The organism is Muricoccus roseus (assembly GCF_900141905.1).
Taxonomy (GTDB): Bacteria; Pseudomonadota; Alphaproteobacteria; order Acetobacterales; family Acetobacteraceae; genus Roseomonas; species Roseomonas rosea.
The window spans coordinates 383,557-402,725 of sequence record NZ_FQZF01000002.1 but is presented as its reverse complement, the minus strand read 5'-3'; the positions used below and the strand labels follow the sequence as shown (position 1 = coordinate 402,725).

General features: G+C 70.9%; 20 protein-coding genes and 2 tRNA genes. 10 read left to right on the top strand and 12 right to left on the bottom strand.

The features are described 5' to 3' along the window. Window positions 1-57 precede the first annotated feature (57 nt). The 3 genes from BUB97_RS01940 to BUB97_RS01930 all read left to right on the top strand — a co-directional run bounded on the left by BUB97_RS01940 (window position 58) and on the right by BUB97_RS01930 (window position 2,034). Window positions 58-882 carry a TrmH family RNA methyltransferase gene (locus BUB97_RS01940; RefSeq protein WP_073131094.1) on the top strand — a complete coding sequence of 275 codons (825 nt, stop codon included), beginning with the start codon at window positions 58-60 and terminating at the stop codon, window positions 880-882. After that, a complete protein-coding gene (locus BUB97_RS01935) occupies window positions 882-1,646 on the top strand; it encodes a 2-keto-4-pentenoate hydratase (protein WP_073130823.1) in 765 nt (254 codons plus the stop codon). Before BUB97_RS01940 ends, BUB97_RS01935 begins: the two co-directional genes overlap by 1 nt. A 124-nt stretch (window positions 1,647-1,770) precedes the next feature. Then, window positions 1,771-2,034 carry a hypothetical protein gene (locus tag BUB97_RS01930; RefSeq protein ID WP_073130822.1) on the top strand — a complete coding sequence of 88 codons (264 nt, stop codon included), beginning with the start codon at window positions 1,771-1,773 and terminating at the stop codon, window positions 2,032-2,034. 310 nt (window positions 2,035-2,344) lie between these two features. On the opposite strand, the gene BUB97_RS01925 is transcribed toward BUB97_RS01930, so the two are convergent. The 3 genes from BUB97_RS01925 to BUB97_RS01920 all read right to left on the bottom strand — a co-directional run bounded on the left by BUB97_RS01925 (window position 2,345) and on the right by BUB97_RS01920 (window position 4,171). Next, on the bottom strand, window positions 2,345-2,842 hold the full coding sequence (locus BUB97_RS01925; RefSeq protein ID WP_245818157.1) for a GGDEF domain-containing protein: 498 nt from the start codon (window positions 2,840-2,842) through the stop codon (window positions 2,345-2,347). An 8-nt stretch (window positions 2,843-2,850) separates the two neighbouring features. After that, a complete protein-coding gene (locus BUB97_RS26695) occupies window positions 2,851-3,882 on the bottom strand; it encodes a cache domain-containing protein (RefSeq protein WP_245818137.1) in 1,032 nt (343 codons plus the stop codon). 214 nt (window positions 3,883-4,096) lie between these two features. Then, window positions 4,097-4,171, bottom strand: a tRNA-Thr gene (locus BUB97_RS01920). 241 nt (window positions 4,172-4,412) lie between these two features. On the opposite strand from BUB97_RS01920, the gene BUB97_RS01915 reads away from it, so the two are divergent. Further along, window positions 4,413-4,973 (top strand): hypothetical protein, encoded by a 561-nt coding sequence (locus BUB97_RS01915; RefSeq protein WP_073130819.1) that lies wholly within the window; start codon window positions 4,413-4,415, stop codon window positions 4,971-4,973. 44 nt (window positions 4,974-5,017) lie between these two features. After that, window positions 5,018-7,216, top strand: coding sequence for an excinuclease ABC subunit UvrB (uvrB, locus tag BUB97_RS01910; protein WP_073130816.1), 2,199 nt, complete (start codon window positions 5,018-5,020; stop codon window positions 7,214-7,216). Between the two features lie 43 nt (window positions 7,217-7,259). On the opposite strand, the gene BUB97_RS01905 is transcribed toward uvrB, so the two are convergent. After that, a complete protein-coding gene (locus BUB97_RS01905) occupies window positions 7,260-8,240 on the bottom strand; it encodes a Bug family tripartite tricarboxylate transporter substrate binding protein (protein WP_073130814.1) in 981 nt (326 codons plus the stop codon). Between the two features lie 129 nt (window positions 8,241-8,369). On the opposite strand from BUB97_RS01905, the gene BUB97_RS01900 reads away from it, so the two are divergent. After that, window positions 8,370-9,536 (top strand): acyl-CoA dehydrogenase family protein, encoded by a 1,167-nt coding sequence (locus tag BUB97_RS01900; RefSeq protein WP_073130813.1) that lies wholly within the window; start codon window positions 8,370-8,372, stop codon window positions 9,534-9,536. Window positions 9,537-9,596: 60 nt separating this feature from the next. Continuing rightward, on the top strand, window positions 9,597-10,487 hold the full coding sequence (locus BUB97_RS01895) for a YihY/virulence factor BrkB family protein (RefSeq protein WP_073130811.1): 891 nt from the start codon (window positions 9,597-9,599) through the stop codon (window positions 10,485-10,487). 18 nt (window positions 10,488-10,505) lie between these two features. Here the strand turns inward: BUB97_RS01895 and BUB97_RS01890 are convergent, their stop codons facing one another. Then, entirely contained in the window at window positions 10,506-11,060 is a 555-nt protein-coding gene (locus tag BUB97_RS01890) for an NAD(P)H-dependent oxidoreductase (RefSeq protein ID WP_073130809.1), read from the bottom strand. Between the two features lie 92 nt (window positions 11,061-11,152). Between BUB97_RS01890 and BUB97_RS01885 the strand changes: the two genes are divergently transcribed. Then, the gene (locus tag BUB97_RS01885) at window positions 11,153-12,061 is read left to right on the top strand and encodes a LysR family transcriptional regulator (protein ID WP_073130806.1); all 909 of its coding nucleotides are present in this window, start codon (window positions 11,153-11,155) and stop codon (window positions 12,059-12,061) included. On the opposite strand, the gene BUB97_RS01880 is transcribed toward BUB97_RS01885, so the two are convergent. The 6 genes from BUB97_RS01880 to BUB97_RS01855 all read right to left on the bottom strand — a co-directional run bounded on the left by BUB97_RS01880 (window position 12,058) and on the right by BUB97_RS01855 (window position 16,765). Continuing rightward, window positions 12,058-12,972, bottom strand: coding sequence for an SAM-dependent methyltransferase (locus BUB97_RS01880; RefSeq protein WP_073130804.1), 915 nt, complete (start codon window positions 12,970-12,972; stop codon window positions 12,058-12,060). The genes BUB97_RS01885 and BUB97_RS01880 overlap by 4 nt on opposite strands. Beyond that, window positions 12,969-13,334, bottom strand: a complete 366-nt coding sequence (locus tag BUB97_RS01875) for a DUF423 domain-containing protein (protein ID WP_073130802.1) — start codon at window positions 13,332-13,334, stop codon at window positions 12,969-12,971. Before BUB97_RS01875 ends, BUB97_RS01880 begins: the two co-directional genes overlap by 4 nt. A 66-nt stretch (window positions 13,335-13,400) precedes the next feature. Then, entirely contained in the window at window positions 13,401-13,631 is a 231-nt protein-coding gene (locus BUB97_RS01870; RefSeq protein WP_073130800.1) for a DUF2171 domain-containing protein, read from the bottom strand. Window positions 13,632-13,728: 97 nt separating this feature from the next. Further along, window positions 13,729-14,928 (bottom strand): hypothetical protein, encoded by a 1,200-nt coding sequence (locus BUB97_RS01865; protein ID WP_073130798.1) that lies wholly within the window; start codon window positions 14,926-14,928, stop codon window positions 13,729-13,731. Next, window positions 14,928-15,893 carry a metal ABC transporter solute-binding protein, Zn/Mn family gene (locus tag BUB97_RS01860; RefSeq protein ID WP_073130796.1) on the bottom strand — a complete coding sequence of 322 codons (966 nt, stop codon included), beginning with the start codon at window positions 15,891-15,893 and terminating at the stop codon, window positions 14,928-14,930. The genes BUB97_RS01865 and BUB97_RS01860 overlap by 1 nt, the downstream gene beginning before the upstream one ends. Before the next feature lie 83 nt (window positions 15,894-15,976). Then, window positions 15,977-16,765 (bottom strand): hypothetical protein, encoded by a 789-nt coding sequence (locus tag BUB97_RS01855; RefSeq protein ID WP_073130794.1) that lies wholly within the window; start codon window positions 16,763-16,765, stop codon window positions 15,977-15,979. Window positions 16,766-16,884: 119 nt separating this feature from the next. Between BUB97_RS01855 and pip the strand changes: the two genes are divergently transcribed. Then, window positions 16,885-17,850 (top strand): prolyl aminopeptidase, encoded by a 966-nt coding sequence (gene pip, locus BUB97_RS01850; protein WP_073130792.1) that lies wholly within the window; start codon window positions 16,885-16,887, stop codon window positions 17,848-17,850. Here pip and BUB97_RS01845 read toward each other — a convergent pair. After that, window positions 17,847-18,797 carry an alpha/beta hydrolase gene (locus BUB97_RS01845; RefSeq protein ID WP_073130790.1) on the bottom strand — a complete coding sequence of 317 codons (951 nt, stop codon included), beginning with the start codon at window positions 18,795-18,797 and terminating at the stop codon, window positions 17,847-17,849. The genes pip and BUB97_RS01845 overlap by 4 nt on opposite strands. 85 nt (window positions 18,798-18,882) lie before the next feature. Here BUB97_RS01845 and BUB97_RS01840 point away from each other — a divergent pair. Then, window positions 18,883-18,959 (top strand) — tRNA-Arg (locus BUB97_RS01840). Window positions 18,960-19,169 lie beyond the last annotated feature (210 nt).

Below are 19,169 nucleotides of genomic sequence, written 5' to 3'. Positions count from 1 at the left end.
GGCTTCAAGGCCAGCGGCAAGCCCGGAACCTCCCCCCGCTTCACCGCGAAGCCGGAGCTGGGCGCCGAACGGGGGCCGCGCCGCCCTGAACCCGCTCCGGCCGCGCCGCGCGGCCGCCCCGAGCCCTCGCGCCGGGAGGAGGATCGCGCGCCGGCCAACACGATCTGGCTGCACGGCCTGCATGCGGTGGCCGCCGCCCTGCTCAACCCGCGACGCCGACTGCGCCGGCTGCTGCTGACGGCCGATGCCGAGACGGCGCTGAAGGAGCGCCTGCCGGAGGGCACCTTCGCCGCCCGCAAGCTGCAGCCCGAGCGGGTGGAGGATCGCGCCCGGTTCCACACCTTCCTGCCCGAGGACTCGGTGCATCAGGGCGCCGCCCTGCTGGCCGAGCCCCTGCCCCAGCTGGCGCTGGACGACGTGCTCAAGAACTCGAACGGCCCGGTGCTGCTGCTCGACCAGGTGACCGACCCGCGCAATGTCGGCGCGATTCTCCGCTCGGCCGCTGCCTTCGGCGCCGCGGCCGTCGTGGTGCAGGACCGCCATGCCCCGCCCGAGACCGGGGCCCTGGCCCGCGCCGCCTCCGGCGCGCTGGAGATCGTTCCCATGGTGCGGGAGGTGAACCTCGCCCGCGCCATCCGCCACCTGCAGGACGGCGGGGCCTGGGTCATGGGGCTGACGGGCGACGCGAAGCGCACCCTGGCCGAGGCGAAGCCCTCCGACCGGCGCGTGGGGCTGGTGCTGGGCGCCGAGGGCGGCGGCCTGCGCCGCCTGCAGCGGGAGACCTGCGACGAGCTGGTCCGCCTGCCCATTGGCGACGCTATGGAAAGCCTCAACGTCGCCGCCGCCGCCGCGGTCGCGCTCTACGAGCTGGGGCGGGCGTGATGGACGGGCTGGCCGAGCGGATCCTGGCCGAGCGGCGGGCGCGCAGGGGCTACCCCGATCTCGGCGCCGAGGCACCGGCGGATGAGGCCGCGGGCTATGCCCTGCAGCTGCGGCTGGCACAGGCCCTGGGGGCGGTGCCGCCGGCGGGCTTCAAGATCGGGGCCACCGCCAAGGGCATGCAGGCCTATCTCGGCCTGACGCATCCCTGCGCCGGCTTCTGCCCCGCCCAGGGAATCCAGCAGGGGCCGGGCCGCTTCCGCCTCGCGGATTTCCACCAGCCCGGGGTGGAATGCGAGATCGGCCTGCGGCTGGGCCGGGACCTCGCCCATGGCGCCCATAGCCGCGAATCCGTCGCCGAAGCCGTCGAGCACGTCTTCGCGGCAATCGAGGTGGTGGATCAGCGCTACGGCGACTTCATCGCCCTCGGCGCGCCGGGGCTGATCGCGGACCAGATGTTCCATGCGGGCGGCGTGCTCGGTGCGCCCGCCTCCGGCTGGCCGGGGCTGGACCTCCCCGCGGCGCGCGGGCAGTTGCTCGTCGATGGCGTGGAGCGGGCGGCGGGCACGGGCGCCGAATTGCTCGGCCACCCGCTGGATGCCCTGGCCTGGCTCGCGGGTTCGCCGGCGGCGGAGCTGTTCGGCGGGCTGCGGGCCGGCCAGGTGGTGTTCCTCGGCTCCGTCACCCCGCCCCTCTGGCTCGAAGGCCCCTGCTCCGTCACGGTTCGGTTCGACCTGCTGGGCGAGGTGGAGGCGCGCTTCGAGTGAGGCGGCCGGGGCCGGCCGAAGGGGCTCCGGTTACCGGCGGTTAACCCTCCCGGAGCCATGGTGGTTCCGCACCCGAGAGGGGCCACACCGTGCCAGAAGGGCTGCCGGGAGAAGGAAATCCTTCATGCAGTCCGTCCCGCAACTTTCGGGAGAATTTCCGGCGGTGCCGAGCGCGTGGCACGCCTTGCCGGACGAGGTTCAGCTCACCTTGTCGCGCGAGGCACTTCGTCGCGCGGCGGAGACCCTCGCCGACCATGCCGAGCTGCTGGCGAGCGAGATGGAGGCCGGCACCCTGCTCGACCAGGGCGGGCCGGATGCGCTCCGCCTTTTCGCAGCCGTCGTCCGCGCCACGAATCGGGATGGCTTCGCGACCGTCGGAACAGCCTGATGAACCGGGGATGAAGGGGCGTTGCGCGTCTGCCGCATGCATGCCCCTTCATCCTTGCCGGGGTGAAGCCCTCGACATGCTGCATTGCAGCATCCACTTTGAGCGCAGGGATAGGGAGGAAGAAAACAAAGAGGTTCCATCCCATGCTCGTCGTCTCTGCCATGATCCTCGGCGGCCTCATCGCCGCCCAGATCGCCACCCGCTTCGCCCAGGATCGTTTCATGACGCTCCAAGGCCTCCCGCGCCTGCCGCAGGAGGGCTGATCCCCCCCCCGCCCCGGGGCCGTTGCCCGGGGGAGAGGCGGCCCTTTCTACAGCGTGAGAAGCGTGGCGGGTTTCTGAGGTCCGTCGCCGGCGTCCCTCGCCGGCACGGGCGCCTTGTTTCGCTTGGCGTCGTAGAGTGCGATATCCGCCCGCTCGATGGCCGCTTCCATGGTATCGGCCTGCTCGGCCATCACAGCGACCCCCATGCTGCAGCCGAGGCGCAGGCGCCCTTCCGAAGTGGGCACCCCCTCCTGAAGCATAGCCTTCAGCCGCGCCCCGACCTCAAGGGCGGCGGCCCTGCCCCGGCTCGCCTCGCCGGGCAGGCAGAGCAGGAACTCATCCCCCCCGAGGCGCACCGCGGCGTCCTGCGCGCGAAGATGGGTTTGCAGCCAGCTTCCGATGCCGCGCAGCACGGCATCGCCCGCCGCATGCCCGTGGGTGTCGTTGATCGGCTTGAACCCGTCGAGGTCCAGCGCCACCACGGCGCAGCCCCGGGCCAGATTCGGCTGCGCCGCGCGCCAGGCCTCGAAACCCGCGCGGTTCAGCAGCCCCGTCAGCGGTTCAGCAGCCCCGTCAGCGGATCCCGCCAGGCCTGGTCCCGCAGCTGCTCCAGCCGCACCACCACATCGCCGCCACCGTCGCTCCCCAGCACACGCCGGAGCGCCGAGCCGACCCGCCCCGCCTTCCAGCCCGCCAGCAACCCGCCTAGGGCGGAGAGGGCGAGCGTTCCGATGCCGAGCCAGAGCGCGAGGGGCCGCAACGGCGCGAGCACCGTCGCCCGGTGGGCCTGCGCGACCGCCACCCATCCCAGGCTTGGGCGGCCCGGCGTCTCGGTCGCGCTGACATAGGCCAGGATGGAGGGGGGCTGCGCCGGCAGGCTGGCCTCACGCCAGCGCGCGCCATTGCGCGGCGGCTCCGGCTGCAGCGGACGCCCCTGCTCTCCCTCCGGCCCAAGCAGGACGGTGCCATCGGCGGCCAGCACGCGCAGCTCCGGCGCGGGCTGGCGCGGCGCCACCCCGGTCACCTCGCGTCGCACATCCTCCGCCCAGCGCCAGCTCATGTGCCCGGCGATCACGCCGAGCACGCGCCCGTCAGGCGACCGCACGGGCGCCGCGGCATCCACGAAATACGCGCCCTCACCTCCGCCCTGCTCAGGCGGCAGGAGCTTCGCGAGAAGAACCGCGGGATGGACATCGCCCAGGAAAAGGCCGGCCAGCCCCGGCCGGAACCAGGGCCGGGCGGACACGTCTACCCCTTCCAGCAGCCCGCCGGTGGCGGCGATCACACGGCCATCGGCCCCGGTGAAGCCGATCCAGGAGAAGGTCGGCGAGCGGAGACGGAGATCCTCCAGCAACCGCCGAGCGAGGCGCGGGTCCGGGGGTTCACGCTCGAAGGCCTCGAACCGGGCCAGAAGCCCGACATCATGGGCCCAGCTGCTCAGCCCGGATTCGAGGCGCTGCGCCATGACCTGCGCATAGCCCGCCAGCTGCTCCCCCGCCTCGCTGACCAGGCGCTGCCGTTCGGCGCTGAGAAGGAGCGCCGAGCCCGCCATGCCGACCAGGGCACAGATGGCTGCAACAGCCAATCCGTGACGCCATCCTGGGCCAAGCCGGGCCGCACTGCGCATCAGCTCCTCCAAGCGGGTCCGCGGGCTGCCCCGGGGACGAGCGGACTCGCGGATAGTTGTAGAAAGATAGTAATACTCTGTTCAGAGTTGTAGCACCCGACGTATTCGCACCGTAGCAGGAGATTCCCCCTGGCGTGATCGGGGCCACACAGGGCTCCTGGCCTGGCGCATGTGGTGCCGGGTGAGGGGATCGAACCCCCGACCTTCGGTTTACAAAACCGCTGCACTACCGCTGTGCTAACCCGGCCCGGGATGAAGGAACGCCATCGTCGCACTATCGCCTGGAACCACACCGCGAGGCGGAGCGGCCGGCGCCATGGTGACCGGGGACTATTTAACCTCGCACTGCGGCATGGGCCAGAGGCAGAGGGCGCTCGAAGGCGGAGTTGGCCTCGGTTTGCCCCTCCCCTCCCCCGCAGCTAACCTCCCGGCGCAACAGCCGCGATGACCCTGTGGAAGACGAGCCGACTTCTATCCCCCAGCCGCGCATGTCCGATGCGGAATTCCGGCTGTTCGAGAGCGTCGTGCGCTGCGCGCGGAGCTATGTGGAATTCGGCACCGGGGGCAGCACATGCCTCGCCGCCTCCCTGGTCGAGGGCTCCGTCATCTCGGTCGATTCCTCGCAGGAATGGCTGGACCAGGTCGCCCAGGCCTGCGCGACGCGTCCGGGATGGACGCAGCCCCGGCTGATCCATGCGGATATCGGCCCGGTGGGCGAATGGGGCCGGCCGACCGACCCGAGCACCGAGGAGCGCTGGCCGCGCTATCACGAGGCGCCCTGGTCCATCCCCGGCACCGAATCGGCGGATCTCTACATGGTGGACGGGCGCTTTCGGGTGGCCTGCGCCATGCAGGTGCTGCTGCGCTGTCGCTGGGACGCGCTGCTGGTCATGCATGATTTCAGCTCGCGCAAGGGCTACCACCCCGTCCGCCACGTGGCGCGGGAGATCGCGATCGCGGAGGATCTCTCGGTATTCCAGCGCCGCCCGGATTTCAACCTGGAGAAGGCCCGTGCCCTTCTCGTCCACCATGCCTACGACCCCGGCTGAAAGAGGCTGAAAAGCCGGCCCGTCCACCCTATGTTCTCCGGGCCATGGACACCCTGCCGCCCGTTCTCTTCCAGCCGATCCGCCGGCCCGTTCCGGCGGGGGGGAAACCCCTCAAGGTCGTCTCGCCCTATGAGCCCGCGGGCGACCAGCCCCGGGCGATCGCGGAGCTTGTCGAGGGGCTGAAGGAGCGCGGCGAGCGCGACCAGGTGCTGCTCGGCGTCACCGGCTCCGGCAAGACCTTCACCATGGCGAAGGTCATCGAGGCGGTGCAGCGCCCGACCCTCATCCTGGCGCCGAACAAGACGCTCGCGGCCCAGCTCTATGGCGAGATGAAGTCCTTCTTCCCCGACAACGCGGTGGAGTACTTCGTCTCCTACTACGACTACTACCAGCCCGAGGCCTATGTGCCGCGGACGGACACCTACATCGAAAAAGACGCCCAGATTAACGAGCAGATCGACCGGATGCGCCACTCGGCCACCCAGGCGCTGCTGGAGCGGCGCGACGTGGTGATCGTCGCCTCGGTCTCCTGCATCTACGGCATCGGCTCGGTCGAGACCTACGGCAACATGACCGTGAAGCTCGAGATCGGCGGCAAGATCGACCGTGACGTGCTGCTCAAGGCGCTGGTGGAGCTGCAATACCGCCGCAACGACACCGCCTTCCAGCGCGGCACCTTCCGCGTGCGGGGCGAGACGGTGGATGTGTGGCCCAGCCACCTAGAGGACCGGGCATGGCGCATCAGCCTGTTCGGAGACGAGGTGGACGGGCTGCGCGAGTTCGACCCGCTGACGGGCGAGGTGGCGGGCGAGATGGAGCGCGTGGCCATCTACGCGAACAGCCACTACGTCACGCCACGCCCGACGCTGATCCAGGCCATCCGCGACATCAAGGTGGAACTGCGCGAGACGCTCGCGCGGCTGCAATCCGAGGGCAAGCTGCTGGAGGCCCAGCGGCTGGAGCAGCGCACCACCTTCGATATCGAGATGATGGAGACGACCGGCGCCTGCAAAGGCATCGAGAACTACTCCCGCTATCTCTCCGGGCGTGGCCCCGGCCAGCCGCCGCCGACCCTGTTCGAATACCTGCCCGAAGGCTCGCTGCTCGTCGTGGACGAAAGCCACGTCACCATCGGGCAGATCGGCGGCATGGCGCGCGGCGACTTCGCGCGGAAGTCCGTGCTGGCCGATTTCGGCTTCCGCCTGCCCTCCTGCATGGACAACCGGCCCCTCAAATTCGAGGAGTGGGAGCAGTTCCGTCCGGAGACCGTCTTCGTTTCCGCCACCCCCGGCCCCTGGGAGATGGAACGCACCGGCGGCACCTTCGCCGAGCAGGTCATCCGCCCGACCGGCCTGGTGGACCCCACCACCGAGATCCGCCCCGTGGAGGGCCAGGTGGACGACCTGCTGGCCGAATGCCGCGAGGTCATCGGCCAGGGCGGCCGCATCCTCGTCACCACGCTGACCAAGCGCATGGCAGAGGACCTGACGGAGTACATGACGGAGACGGGCATCAAGGTCCGCTATCTCCACTCCGACGTGGACACGCTGGAGCGCATCGAGATCATCCGCGACCTGCGCCGCGGCGTCTTCGACGTGCTGGTGGGCATCAACCTGCTGCGCGAGGGGCTGGACATCCCGGAATGCCGCCTCGTCGCCATCCTGGATGCCGACAAGGAGGGCTTCCTCCGCTCCACCACCTCCCTCATCCAGACCATCGGCCGCGCCGCGCGCAACGCCGAGGGACGCGTCGTGCTCTATGCCGACAAGATGACGGACAGCCTGCGCCGCGCGCTGGAGGAAACGGAGCGCCGCCGCAACAAGCAGATCGCCTGGAACGAGGCGCATGGCATCACGCCCCAGACCATCCGGCGCGACATCGCGGATGTGCTGCAATCCGTCTACGAGCAGGACTACGTCACGGTGGAGGCCGTGGAGGGCGACGCCACCGCGGAGTTCGTGGGCAAGGACCTGCGCGCTTCCATCGCCGAGCTGGAGCGCCGCATGCGCGCCGCCGCCGCCGACCTGGAGTTCGAGACCGCCGCGCGGCTGCGCGACGAGATCAAGCGGCTGGAGAACCTGGAGCTGGGCCTGGACGCGCCCCCGCCCTCAGGCCACGAGGCCCGCGCCAGGGCGGATTGGAAGCCCAAGCCGCTGGGGCCGGGCGGGGGCGGCTACGACCCGGACAAGCGCTCCACCCGGACCGCCTCGCGCGGCGCGCCGCGGCGCAAGAAGGCGGGCTAGAAAGGCGCCCGGGTGGAAGCCCCGCTTCCACCCGGGGACGCGATCACCCGTCCAGCCGGACGTCGGCGTTCTTCGCCACCTCGCGCCACTTCGCGATTTCCGCGCGGACAAAGGCATTCGCCTCGGCCACCGTCTGCGGCGCGGGGGTGCCGCCGAGTTGGACCACGCGGGCCGCGAAGGTAGGATCCCGGAGCAGCGCCGTGGCATCGGCGTTGATGCGGTTCACGATCGCATCGGGCGTGCCGGTGGGCACACACAGCCCGGCCCAGCCGATCGCCTCATAGCCCGGCAGGGTCTCGGCGATGGTGGGCACGTCCGGCAGCTGCACGGCGCGGGTGGCGGAGGTGACGCCGAGGGCCTTGATCCGGCCGCCGCGGATATGCGGCAGGGCACTGGCCACGCTGTCAAACATCATGGGAATGTTGCCGGCGATGAGGTCCGCGACGGCCGGGCCGCTGCCGCGATAGGGCACATGAGTCAGCTTGATCCCCGCCTGGCTGGCGAAAAGCTCGGCCGACATGTGCTGGGAGGTGCCGGGGCCGCCGCTGCCGTAGTTGATGGCCCCCGGCTCGCGCTTCGCCGCGGCGATCAGGGCGGGCACGTCGCTGGGTGCGAAGGACGGGTGCGCCACGATCATCAGCGGCACGGTGAACATCAACGTGACGTAGTTGAAGTCCCGCTCCGCGTCGTAGGGCAGGTTGCGGATGACGCTGGGATTGATGCCGTTGGTGCCGCTGGTGGACGCGACGATGGTGTAGCCGTCCGGGGCCGCGCGGGCGCCGGCCTCCATCCCCACCACCCCCGCGCCGCCGGCGCGGTTCTCCACCACCATGCGCTGGGGCCACTTGGCCGAGAGCGCCTCGGCCAGGACCCGGCCGATCGTGTCGGTCGCCTGCCCCGGGGGGAAGGGGATGAGGAAGCGGACCGGCTTGGCCGGCCAGGCATCCTGCGCCGCCGCGCCACGGATCGCGGGAAGCGCCAGGGCGGCGCCGAGCAGAGTGCGACGGCTGGGGCGGATGGTCATGGCGTTGCCTCCCGGGCTGGTTCATGCCGGGATTAGGCGTGGCGGCCCGCGTGAGCAAGCTATGCCAAGCGCATGGCCGTTCTGCACAAGAATATTGCCGGATCACACCGGACCGGGGAAGGAAACACCATGGACTTCAGCGAGGCGCCGGAACTGGAAGCCGTGCGGGAAGCCGTGTCCCGCATCTGCCAAGGCTTCGGGGATGATTACTGGCTGGAGCGGGACCGGCATGGCGGCTTCCCCGCCGAGCTGCACCAGGCGCTCGCGCGGGATGGCTGGCTGGGCATCTGCATCCCGGAGGAATACGGGGGCGCCGGGCTTGGGATCACCGCGGCGGCGGTGATGATGCAGGCCATCTCGGAATCGGGCGCGGGGATGTCCGGCGCCTCCGCCGTGCACATGAACATCTTCGGCCTGAACCCGGTCGTCGTCTTCGGCACCGAGGAGCAGAAGCGCCGGATGCTGCCGCCCCTGGTGGAAGGTCGGGAGCGGGCCTGCTTCGCCGTGACGGAACCCGATGCGGGGCTGGACACGACGCGGCTCCGCACGCGGGCCGAGCGGCGGGGCGACCGCTATCTGGTCCATGGGGAGAAGGTGTGGATCTCCACCGCGCAGGTCGCGGAAAAGGTGCTGCTGCTCGCCCGTACCACGCCGCTGGAGGAGGTGAAGCGCCGCACTGACGGGCTCAGCCTCTTCTACACCACGCTCGACCGCAGCCGGGTGGAGGTGCGCGAGATTGAGAAGATGGGCCGCAAGGCCGTGGACTCGAACCAGCTCTTCATCGACGGGCTGGAGGTGCCGGTGGAGGACCGGATCGGGGAGGAAGGCCAGGGCTTCGCCTGCATCCTGCACGGGCTGAACCCGGAGCGGATCCTGATCGCTTCCGAGGCGCTCGGCCTCGGCCATGCCGCGCTCCGGCGCGCGACGGCCTATGCGAAGGAGCGCCGCGTCTTCGGCCGTGCCATCGGGCAGAACCAGGGCATCCAGCACCCGCTGGCGGAGAACTGGATGGAGCTGGAGGCGGCACGGCTGATGGTCCGCCAGGCCGCCTGGCGCTACGACCAGGGGCTGGAATGCGGCGCCCAGGCCAATGCGGGGAAGTACCTGGCGGCCGAGGCGGCGCTGAAAGCCTGCCAGCAGGCCGTGATGACCCATGGCGGCTTCGGCTACGCCAAGGAATACCATGTGGAACGCTTCCTGCGGGAGGTGATGATCTGCCGCATCGCCCCAGTCAGCCCGCAGCTGATTCTCTGCCACATCGCGGAGAAGGTTCTCGGCCTGCCCAAGTCCTACTGAAACCGCCCCGCCCTCCCCCGCCTTGTAGCGGCAAGGCAACAAGGGACGCCGGGGAACAGCATGCTCGGTCGGCTTTGGAGGCTGGTGAAGGACGCCATCTCGGGCTTCGTCGAGCACGAGGCGATGACCCGTGGCGCGGCCATCGCCTGCTACACCCTGTTTTCCATCGCACCACTGCTCGTCGTCGCGGTCGCCATCGCCGGCTTTTTCTTCGGGCGGGACATGGTGAGCGATGCCGTCTCGGCGCAGCTCACGGGCCTGGTCGGCAAGGAGGGCGGCCAGGCGATCGAGGAGGTGATGAAGGGCAGCTCCGACGATACCAGCGGCAAGGGCTTCGCCGCCCTCATCGGCTTCGGGATCCTCTTCATCACCGCGTCGGGCGTCTTCGCCGAGCTCCAGGGCGCGCTGAACGTGATCTGGGCGGCGGAGACGAAGGCGGTCTCGGTCGGCGCGTTGGTCCGGGCGCGGGCGCTCTCCGTCGGGCTGGTGGCCGCCACGGGCTTCATCCTGCTCGTCTCGCTGCTGGTCAGCGCAGCGATCTCGGCCTTCGGCGGCTGGATCACCGGCTTTCTGCCGGCGGTCGAGTTCCTGCTGAAGGTGCTGAACTTCGTCGTCAGCCTGGGCATGGTCGCGCTGCTCTTCGCGGCCATCTACAAGATCCTGCCCGACCGGCAGCTCGCCTGGCGGGACGTGGCGGTGGGAGCGGTGATCACCGCCTTCCTGTTCAGCATCGGGAAGACCGCCATCGGCTGGTACATCGGCGGCAGCGGCCTCGCCGAGGATTACGGCGCGGCGGGCGCGCTGATCGTCGTCCTGGTCTGGGTCTACTACTCCGCCCAGGTCTTCCTGCTCGGCGCCGAGTTCACCCGGGCCTGGGCGGCGCGGGAGGGGTCCTGGAAGGGCGCCATTCCCCGCCGTGTGGCGGAACCGATCGGCGCCGACGCGCCCTGACCCCGGCGCGTCCCGGCATCAGGCCGGGGCGGGGGCCGCGTCGATCCACTCCCGCAGGCGCTCGGCATAGCGGCGCCCGGCCGCCGCGAGCTCACTCTCCTCCAGCCGGTTCGCGCCGTAGATGAGGAACGGGTCGGCCCAGGGCAGGCCGCAACGGCTGGCCATGGCCTGCAAGGGAAAGAGCAGGTCCGGCAGCGGGAAGCGGTTCACCCCTTCGGGCGAGTAGGCCTGTGGCGTGTTCCCGGCGGTCGCGGCCACCATCAGCGGGGTGCCTTCGAGCCGCCGGCCCTCCGTATCGGGCCTGATGTAGTACATCCGGGTCAGCACCGCGTCCTGCCAGGCCTTCAGGAGCGGTGGCGTGCTGTACCAAAGCACCGGGAACTGCAGCACGAGGCGATCGGCCGAGATCAGCCGCTCCACCTCCCGGTCCAGCTCGAACGCGCCGCCGGGATAAAGCGCCTGCATGTCCACAACCTCGACCGACGGGACGGTCCGGGCGGCGGCGGCCAGCGCCGCGTTCGCCTTGGAATGGGGGGGATCGGGGTGAAAGAGGAGGATCAGGGTTCGAGACATGGCGCTCTCCATCCGGGGCAAGGGTGGAGGAAGGATCGGGAGCCCTAGGCCATCGTTCCAATCGATGATCCATATATCGTAATATCGAGCCGATGAATTTACGCTCGGTCGACCTCAACCTGCTGGTCATCCTCGGCGCGCTGCTCGACGAGGCGCATGTCTCGCGCGCGGCGGAGCGGCTGGGCCTTTCCCAACCCGCCACATCCGGTGCGCTGGACCGATGCCGCCAGCTCTTCGGCGATCCGCTGCTCGAACGCAGCCGGGGCGGCATGCGGCCCACCCCGCGGGCGGAAGCCCTGCGGGAGCCGCTCAAGGCGGTGCTGGAAGAACTTCGCGCGCTGGTCGGCGCCCCCGAGCCCGACCCGGCCCGGCTGCGGCAGACGGTGCGGCTGGTGATGGCCGACCTTCCGACATCCACGGTGGTCGGCCCGCTCTATGCACGGCTCGCCAAAAGTGCGCCCGGCATCACCCTGGCCGTCCAACCCTGGCACGGCGCGGCGGCGGCGCTGGAGGCGCTGGCGCGCGGGGCGGCGGATCTGGCGGTCTCCGTCTTCCCCACGGTCGATGCCGGCTTCCGGCGGGAGGAGCTGCTCCGGGAGGAGTACCGCGTGCTCATGCGCCGCGGCCATCCCGCGGCATCGCATTTCGGCCTGGAGGAATGGCTGGCCTGGCCGCATCTCCTCGTCTCCGGCCGTGGCGGCACGCAGGGATCGCTCGATGAGGTCCTCGCTCGCCTGGGGCGGACGCGAAGGGTGGGGCTGGTAGTGCCGAGCTTCACGATGGCGCCGGCCGCGGTCGCGGGTTCGGACCTCATCGCCATGCTGCCGACGCGGTGCCTGCCCTCTGATGCGGAAAGCTTCGCGATCTTAGAGCCACCGATCACGGTGGAAGGCTTCCCCCTCCACCTCGCCTGGCACCGGCGGCGGGACGGAGACACCGGCCTGCGCCACGTGGCCGGGCTGATCCGGGATCTCTTCGCTGAAGAACGTCCGCCCCCTTAGCGGGCAGGCCAGGCGAACATCAGCTCGTGCTTGTTGTAGGCGCCGTGGAACACCGCGCCATCCGGGATCGCCGCGAAGGCGGCGGCGGTGTCGTGGTCCGTCTCGCCCTGGAACTTGATGGTGACGCAGATGTTCTTCGCCGCCCCGGCCTCCATCCAGCGCCGCACCAGCCCGAGCAGCCGGGCGGGGTAGCAGATCACGTCGCTGAACAGCCAATCGACGGGCGTGGGATCGAGTCCGAAGGCGCTTTCCCGACGCACGGTGACGTTGGGCAGGGCGGCGACAGCGGGGTCCATCTCCGCCTTGTCCACGGCCGTTACCTCAGCGCCCAGCTGCGCCAGCGCCCAGCTCCACCCCCCCGGCACGGCGCCGAGATCGAGGCAGGTCTCGCCCGCCGCGGGCCATCGGCCCAGGCGGGTCAGCGCCTCCCAAAGCTTGAGATAGGCGCGGCTGGGTGGCCCCTCCCGGTCCTCCACGAAAACCGGGGCGCCGTTCACGAAGGGGCTGCTCTTGGTCGGGCTGGCCAGCATCCGATCCGGCGAGAGCAGGGTCCAGGCGCCGAGATGGGATGCCGGGGGAAGCTGCGGAAAGACGATCGGCTTGGGGCGCAGCACCGGCAGCGCATCGCGGATCAGCGCGGCGCGGCGGTGATGCGCCACATCCAGCAGCGCCCAATTGCGCTGGATAGCGCGCAGCGCATCCGACGCCGCCTTGATCGAGGGAGCGGGGATCTCGCGGGGTGCGTCCCAGACATCGACCGCCCAGGGCGTCGCGTTGGGCACCACGGGCACGGGATCGGGGGAAAGGGCGAGCGGACCGTGCCAGGAGGCGATGCGGCGCCCGGCGCGGCGCAGATCCTCCGTCAGCTCGGGCTCGAAGCCCTCCGCCGCCAGATAGGCGGAGCGGATCATGCGCGGCGGGTCAGCGCGGCGATGCCGAGCAGGAGCCAGCCCAGCATCAGCAGCATGCCGCCCGTGGGTGCGATGCCACCAAGGCTCCGGCCGGTGATGGCCACGGTCCACACCGCCCCGCAGAAGAGCAGCATGCCGGCCAGGAAGGCCGCGCCGGCCCCCTGAAGCGCCCATCCCCCCCAGCGATCGGCCAGGATGCCGACGGCGATCAGGGCCAGGGCGTGCCAGCCCTGCTGGGTCAGTGCATTATCGATCATGCGCATGCGCACGGGGTCAAGGGTGAGCCCATGCGCGGCATAGGCCGAGAGGCCGACGGCCAGCAGGCCGGCCAGGGCGCCGGCCGCGATCCAGATGCGAGACATGGGCCGAGGACTAGCAGAAGCGGCGGGGCGGGGGGAGCCTCGGGCGCCCCCCGCCTCGGGGCGGGACTACTCCGTTTCCTCGAAGGTCACAGCCACGTCGCCATTGGCCGAAAGGCGGACCTTCCCGCCTTCGATATCGGCGACGAGGCCCGTGGAGATGAAGCGGTGGCGCCCGTCCGGCGCGTCCTTCTTGGTCAGCTTGATGCGCCCGTTCTGGACGTGATCGACCGTGCCGACATGCACGCCGTCCGCGCCGATCACCTCGGCATGTTCCTTGATCTGGCTGATATCCACCATCGGAGCTTTGTTCCTGTCCTGACAGGAGCAGAACGCCGGGCCGGCCCAGGGGGACCGGCCCGGCCCGATCAATGGATCGTGCGCCGTGTGGCAGGCCTCAGAACGAGGCGCGCCAGCCGAGCACGGCGATCAGGGCATCCGCCTTATCCTCCCGGCTTTCGCCGCCAATGCTGCGCTGGTAGCCGACATCCAGCCGGAAGTTCAGCGGCAGGTCGCGGCCGACCGAGGCCTCGACATAGGTCGTCCGCGGCACGGGGTTCTCGCTCCGCTTCCGCTCGTCACGCTGGAGGCCAATGGTGGCGCGCCAGGGCCCATGCCGCGTCTGGGCACCGATGGTGGTGAAACGGCGGCGCTCGCTGGCCGTCACCTCGCCGAACTCGCCCGTGCCCATGCCGAACTCGTCCAGGATCTCAGGGCCTTCCTCGCGCGGGTTGCCGCCGGCGCCGCGGAACTGGACGAACTCCCCGAAGAGCAGCGTGCGCGTCTCCTCGCTCCAGCGGATCTCGTGGCGCAGCCCCACGGCGAAGCCCGTCTCCCGCTTCGTGCCATCCACCCCCGGCCCGCGGGACAGGAAGGCGAGATGGTAGGAGGTGTTGGGCAGGAACGGCATGTTGTCGCCGTCGAAGGCGATGGCCACGCTGTCCATCTGGCCGGTATTGCCCGGCCCGCCCTGCCGGCGGGAGTTGCGGGAGAAGCGCTCGAAATCCCCCTCGCAGCAGCGCTTGCGGGTGATGGCCGTCTCGCTGAGGAAGCTCGTGTCGAAGCCGAAGACGGCGAGGGACACGTCATGCTCGCCGAAGCGCGCATCGGAGATGTAGGTGGCCGTGCCGCCGACGCCGATGCTCTCCCGGATGAGGTAGACCTCATGCGCCCGGACATCCATCAGCAGGCCGGGAAAGTCGTGATGGCCGCGGCCGAAAGGGGCGGAGAACTTGCCGCCGTAGAAGGTCAGCCGGTCGGTCGGGCGCCAGTCCAGGCGAAGCTGCTCAATATAGGCCGCCTGGTAGCGGAAGCCGGTCGTGCCGCCATTCGGCTCCACCTCGCCCACGGGCTCGAAATGGATGGTGCTCTGCACGGACCATTCGGGCGAGAGGAACAGCCCAGTGGAGAGTTCGCCGCGCGCGAAGATGTTGGTCCCGCGCTGGCGCCGCTCGGTGGCCGAGACGGTGGATTGGGAGAAGAGGCGCAGATCCACCTCCCCCGCGACCTGCGGATAGAGGTTCACCCCGGCCGTGTTCTGGGCGACCGCGGGAAGAGCGGCCGCGGCGAGGGCGACCCCGAGGGCAAGGGCGCGCATCATCCCTCCCCCCGCATGGCCGGGACGATAAGGCCGGTGTTGTGCCGGATCAGCGCCTCATAGGTCGCGGCGGGTCCGTCGGGCGGGGAAAGGGCATCGGAATAGAGGCGGCCGCGCACGCGCAGCCCGGTCTCCCGCGCCAGGCGCTCCAGCGTGGTGGTGGCGTTCATGTTCTCGACGAATACCGCGGTGATGCCCTCGGCGCGGATCTGCCGGATCAGCCCGGCGACATCGGCGGCCGAGGGCTCCGAATGCGTGCTCACGCCCTGGGGCGCGAGGAAGGTGATTCCATAGGCGGCGCCGTAATAGCCGAAGGCGTCATGGCTGGTCAGGACCTTGCGGCGGTTCTCCGGTACCGTGCCGACCGCCGCGCGGATCTCGGCATCCAGCGCCGCGAGGCGGGCGACATAGGCCTCCGCGTTGCGGGCAAAGAGGGCGGCCTGGCCCGGATCGGCGGCGGACAGGCCGGCGGCGATGTTGCGGACATAGCGCTGCACGTTGCGCGGGTCGCCCCAGGCATGGGGGTCCGGTGTGCGGCTGGGTTCCACCGCATGGGTCCGGCGGCGGGCGGCGCCGCCACCATGGGAATGGGCATGGTCATGCCCGCCCGTGGCGGCGCGGAACGCGACCCCCTCGCTGGCGGTGACGGTGGTGCCTCGGAAGCCGGCCGCGTTCGTCAGCCGGCCCAGCCATTCGTCGAAGCCGAGGCCGTTACGGACCAGCAGGGCGGCGCCGCGCAGCTTCTCGGCATCCGAAGGGCGGGGCTGGAAGTCATGCGCATCCGCATCGGCACCGACGAGGACGGAAAGGGCCAGCGGCCGGTCCCCGGCCACTTGCCGAGCCAGATCGCCCAGGATCGAGAAGCTGGCGACCACGGGAAGCGCGGTCGGGGTGCCCCTCTGGGCGGCGGCAGGGCGGATGGCAGGCAGGGCCAGGGCGGCGGCGAGAAGGGCGCGTCGCTGCATGGGGAGTCTCTCAATACGTTATAACGTAACACTACGAAGCGCGACGAAGGCTGGCAAGGGGCAAGCCCCTGCCCTTCGGCCATTCAGCGGCGCCAGAAGCCTCGGAGCCGCTCCCACAGGCCGCCGCCCCGCCGGGCGATGCTCGCCTGCGTGGCATGCGGCCGGCGCGCCGGCGGCGGAAGGGCGCTTGCCACCGTATGCCGGCCGGCATCCCGCAGCGCGATCAGGCGCTGCTCCAGCTCGATCACCCCGGCCACGGCGTCCGGCGGATGGCTGGCCGCGAGCTGGTCGGCCGTCGCTCCCGCATCCTCGAAGGCTTCGGCCCGGCGCAGCGCATCCACCACCCGGACCGTCTGCTCGGAATCCAGCGGAGGACCGGCGCGCCAGAGCGCCACCGCCTCGCCGCGCCAGGCGCGAGCCAGGTCGGGCTTGCGGGCATCGTCGGCCGCCCAGGCTGCCTGCAGCGTGGCCTCCGCCGCCGCATGCAACGCTCCCGATTCCTCCAGCACATAGGCATAGGCGAGGAAACGGCGGGCGAGCGTTGGATGGCTGGCATCGGCGATCAGCGCCCGGAAGGGCGCCGTGCCCACCGCCTCGATCGCCGCCGGATGGGCGTGCGCGATCTCGGGCGCGACATAGCCGCAATGCGGGCATTGCTGCAGCCAGGACGCCATGGTGCTCCGCAGCGGCTCGCCGGGGCGGAGGTCGAGATCAGGAGCCCCTTCGGGGGGGACAGGGCGGAAGCGGGACTGGCGGCTCTCCGTGCCGCAGACGGCGCATCGCACCTCGGCCGCGCGCGCACCCGCAGCGCGAGGCCCCGGCTGGGGGCCGCTCCGGGCGGCATGGAAGGGGCCGGGGGTGGGACGGGACATCGTCTGACAAGTTAGGTGCGCCGGAGCCCCGCGCGAAGAGGCGACATGACGCGGAAAACGCAATCGCGGGATAACGCGCCATGTTGCGCCGCGGCCGTTGCATGCGCCAAAGAGGGCGCATGCCGCGCGGCGACCTCTTCCCCGACATATCCCCCTATGAGACGGGGCTGCTGCCGCTTTCCCATTCCGGGTCCGGCGGACCCGCCCATGTCATGTACTGGGAGCAGGTGGGAAACCCACGCGGGCAGCCCGTGCTGTTCCTGCACGGTGGCCCCGGCGCCGGGGCGGGCGCCGTGCATCGCCGCTTCTTCGACCCGCTGCACTGGCGCGTGGTGATCTTCGACCAGCGCGGCGCAGGCCGGTCCCGCCCGCTGGGGGAGCTGCGGGACAACACCACGCCGCTGCTGGTGCAGGACATCGAGACGCTGCGGCGCTTCCTGGGCATCGACCGCTGGCTGCTCTTCGGCGGCTCCTGGGGCTCCACCCTCGCCCTCGCCTATGCCCAATCCTACCCCGAGCGCGTGGCGGGCTGCGTGCTGCGCGGGGTGTTCCTCGGCCGGGCGGACGAGGTGGACTGGTTCCTGTACGGGCTGCGCCGGGTGTTTCCCGATGCCTGGGCCTCCTTCGCCGAGCATGTGCCCCCGGCGGAGCGCAAGGACCTGCTCTCCGCCTATCTCAAGCGGCTGACGGATCCCGATCCCACCATCCACCTCGCCGCTGCCCGGGCCTGGAGCAACTATGAGGGGCTGTGCAGCACCCTCCTTCCAAGCCCGGAGACGGTCGCCTCCTTCGCGCAGGACCGCTCCGCCCTCGGCCTGGCGCGGATCGAGGCGCATTACTTCGCCCATGACCTCTTCCTGCCGCCCGAGGGGCTGCTCGCCCGGATGGACCGGCTGACCCATGTGCCGGCCGAGATCGTGCAGGGGCGCTACGACATGGTCTGCCCGCCAACCTCCGCCTTCGAGCTGGCGGAAGCCTGGCCCATGGCGCGGTTGACCGTGGTGCCGGATGCCGGGCATTCGGCGCTGGAGCCCGGGGTACGAACGGCGCTGGTCTCGGCCGTGGAGCGCTTCCGCCGGCGCTAGCCGTTCCGCTTCAGCCAGTCCACCGCGACGGAAACGGCGCGGCGGGCGGCACCCACATGGTTCCGGGCGCGCAGGAAGCCGTGCACCATGCCGGGGAAGGTCTCCTCCTCCACCGCCACGCCCGCATCGCGCAGGGCACGCACCATGTCGCGGTTCTCATCTGCCAGCACGTCCAGCTCCGCGATCTGCACCAGGCAGGGCGGCAGGCCGCGGAGATCCGCGCGGATCGGCGCGGCGAAAGGCGACAGGCGGTCCGCCGGGTTCGGCGCGTAGCAGTCCCAGTAGAAGCGCATCTTCTCCGCGGTGAGGCCGTAGCCCTCGGCGAATTCGGCGTAGCTCGGCGTGGCCATCCGGTCGTCGAAGACGCCGTAGTTCAGCAGCAGCCCGCGCAGGCGCAGACCGGGGTCCGACTGCCGCAGCAGCAGCGCGGCGCCGAGCGCCAGGTTGGCCCCGGCCGAATCCCCGCCTAGGGTGATCCGGCCGGGGTCCAGGCCCCATTCGGCGCCATGGGCTGCGATCCAGCGCGTGACGGCCGCCACCTCCTCCAGTGCCTGGGGGAAGGCGGCTTCGGGGCTGAGGGCGTAATCCGGCCCGACCACGGCGCAGCCCGCCCCCTCGGCATAGCTCCGCATCAGCGGATCATGCGTGTCGACGCTGTTCCATACCCAGCCGCCGCCATGGAGGTAGATCAGCGCCGGAAGGGGCGCATCGGTGCGGGGGCGGTGGAGGCGGCAGAGAACCCGGCGGCCGCGGGCCAGCACCCAGCGATCCGCGCTCTCGGCCATCCGGGGCTCGGGGCTGAACAGGGTCATGTTCAGCGCGTCGTTCGAGGCGCGGGAGGCATCGAGCGGGCGTTCGAGGCGCTGGGGAGGGTAGCCGGCGGCGCGGGCTGCCATCATCTCCGTGAAGGCGGCCATTTCGGGGTCGAGGCGGGGGTCTTGGGCCATGCAGCCAGTGGAGGCCGGTTCCGGCCGCCGCTCAAGGGGCCGGGTCTTTGCCGTGGCGCGCGGGGGCGCTAGGGTGGGGCCGCGTGTCTCCGTAGCTCAGCAGGATAGAGCACGGGATTCCTAATCCCGGGGCCGTGGGTTCGAATCCCGCCGGGGACACCACTTTCGCGGATTTCGAGCGTCAGCCCCCCAGCCGCTCCGCACCCCGCTCCTGGCGCCCGGTCCAATTTCCTGCGGCCACTGCCCAGGTCGGTCCGTTCCCACCAACAACTTCGCCGCCCTTCGCCGGAAGGCCGCTTGATTGTCCCCCACGCGGGCCGGACAATGCGCGGCAGGACGGGGCGTCCAGGCCTGTTGCGGCCTGCCCGGGCG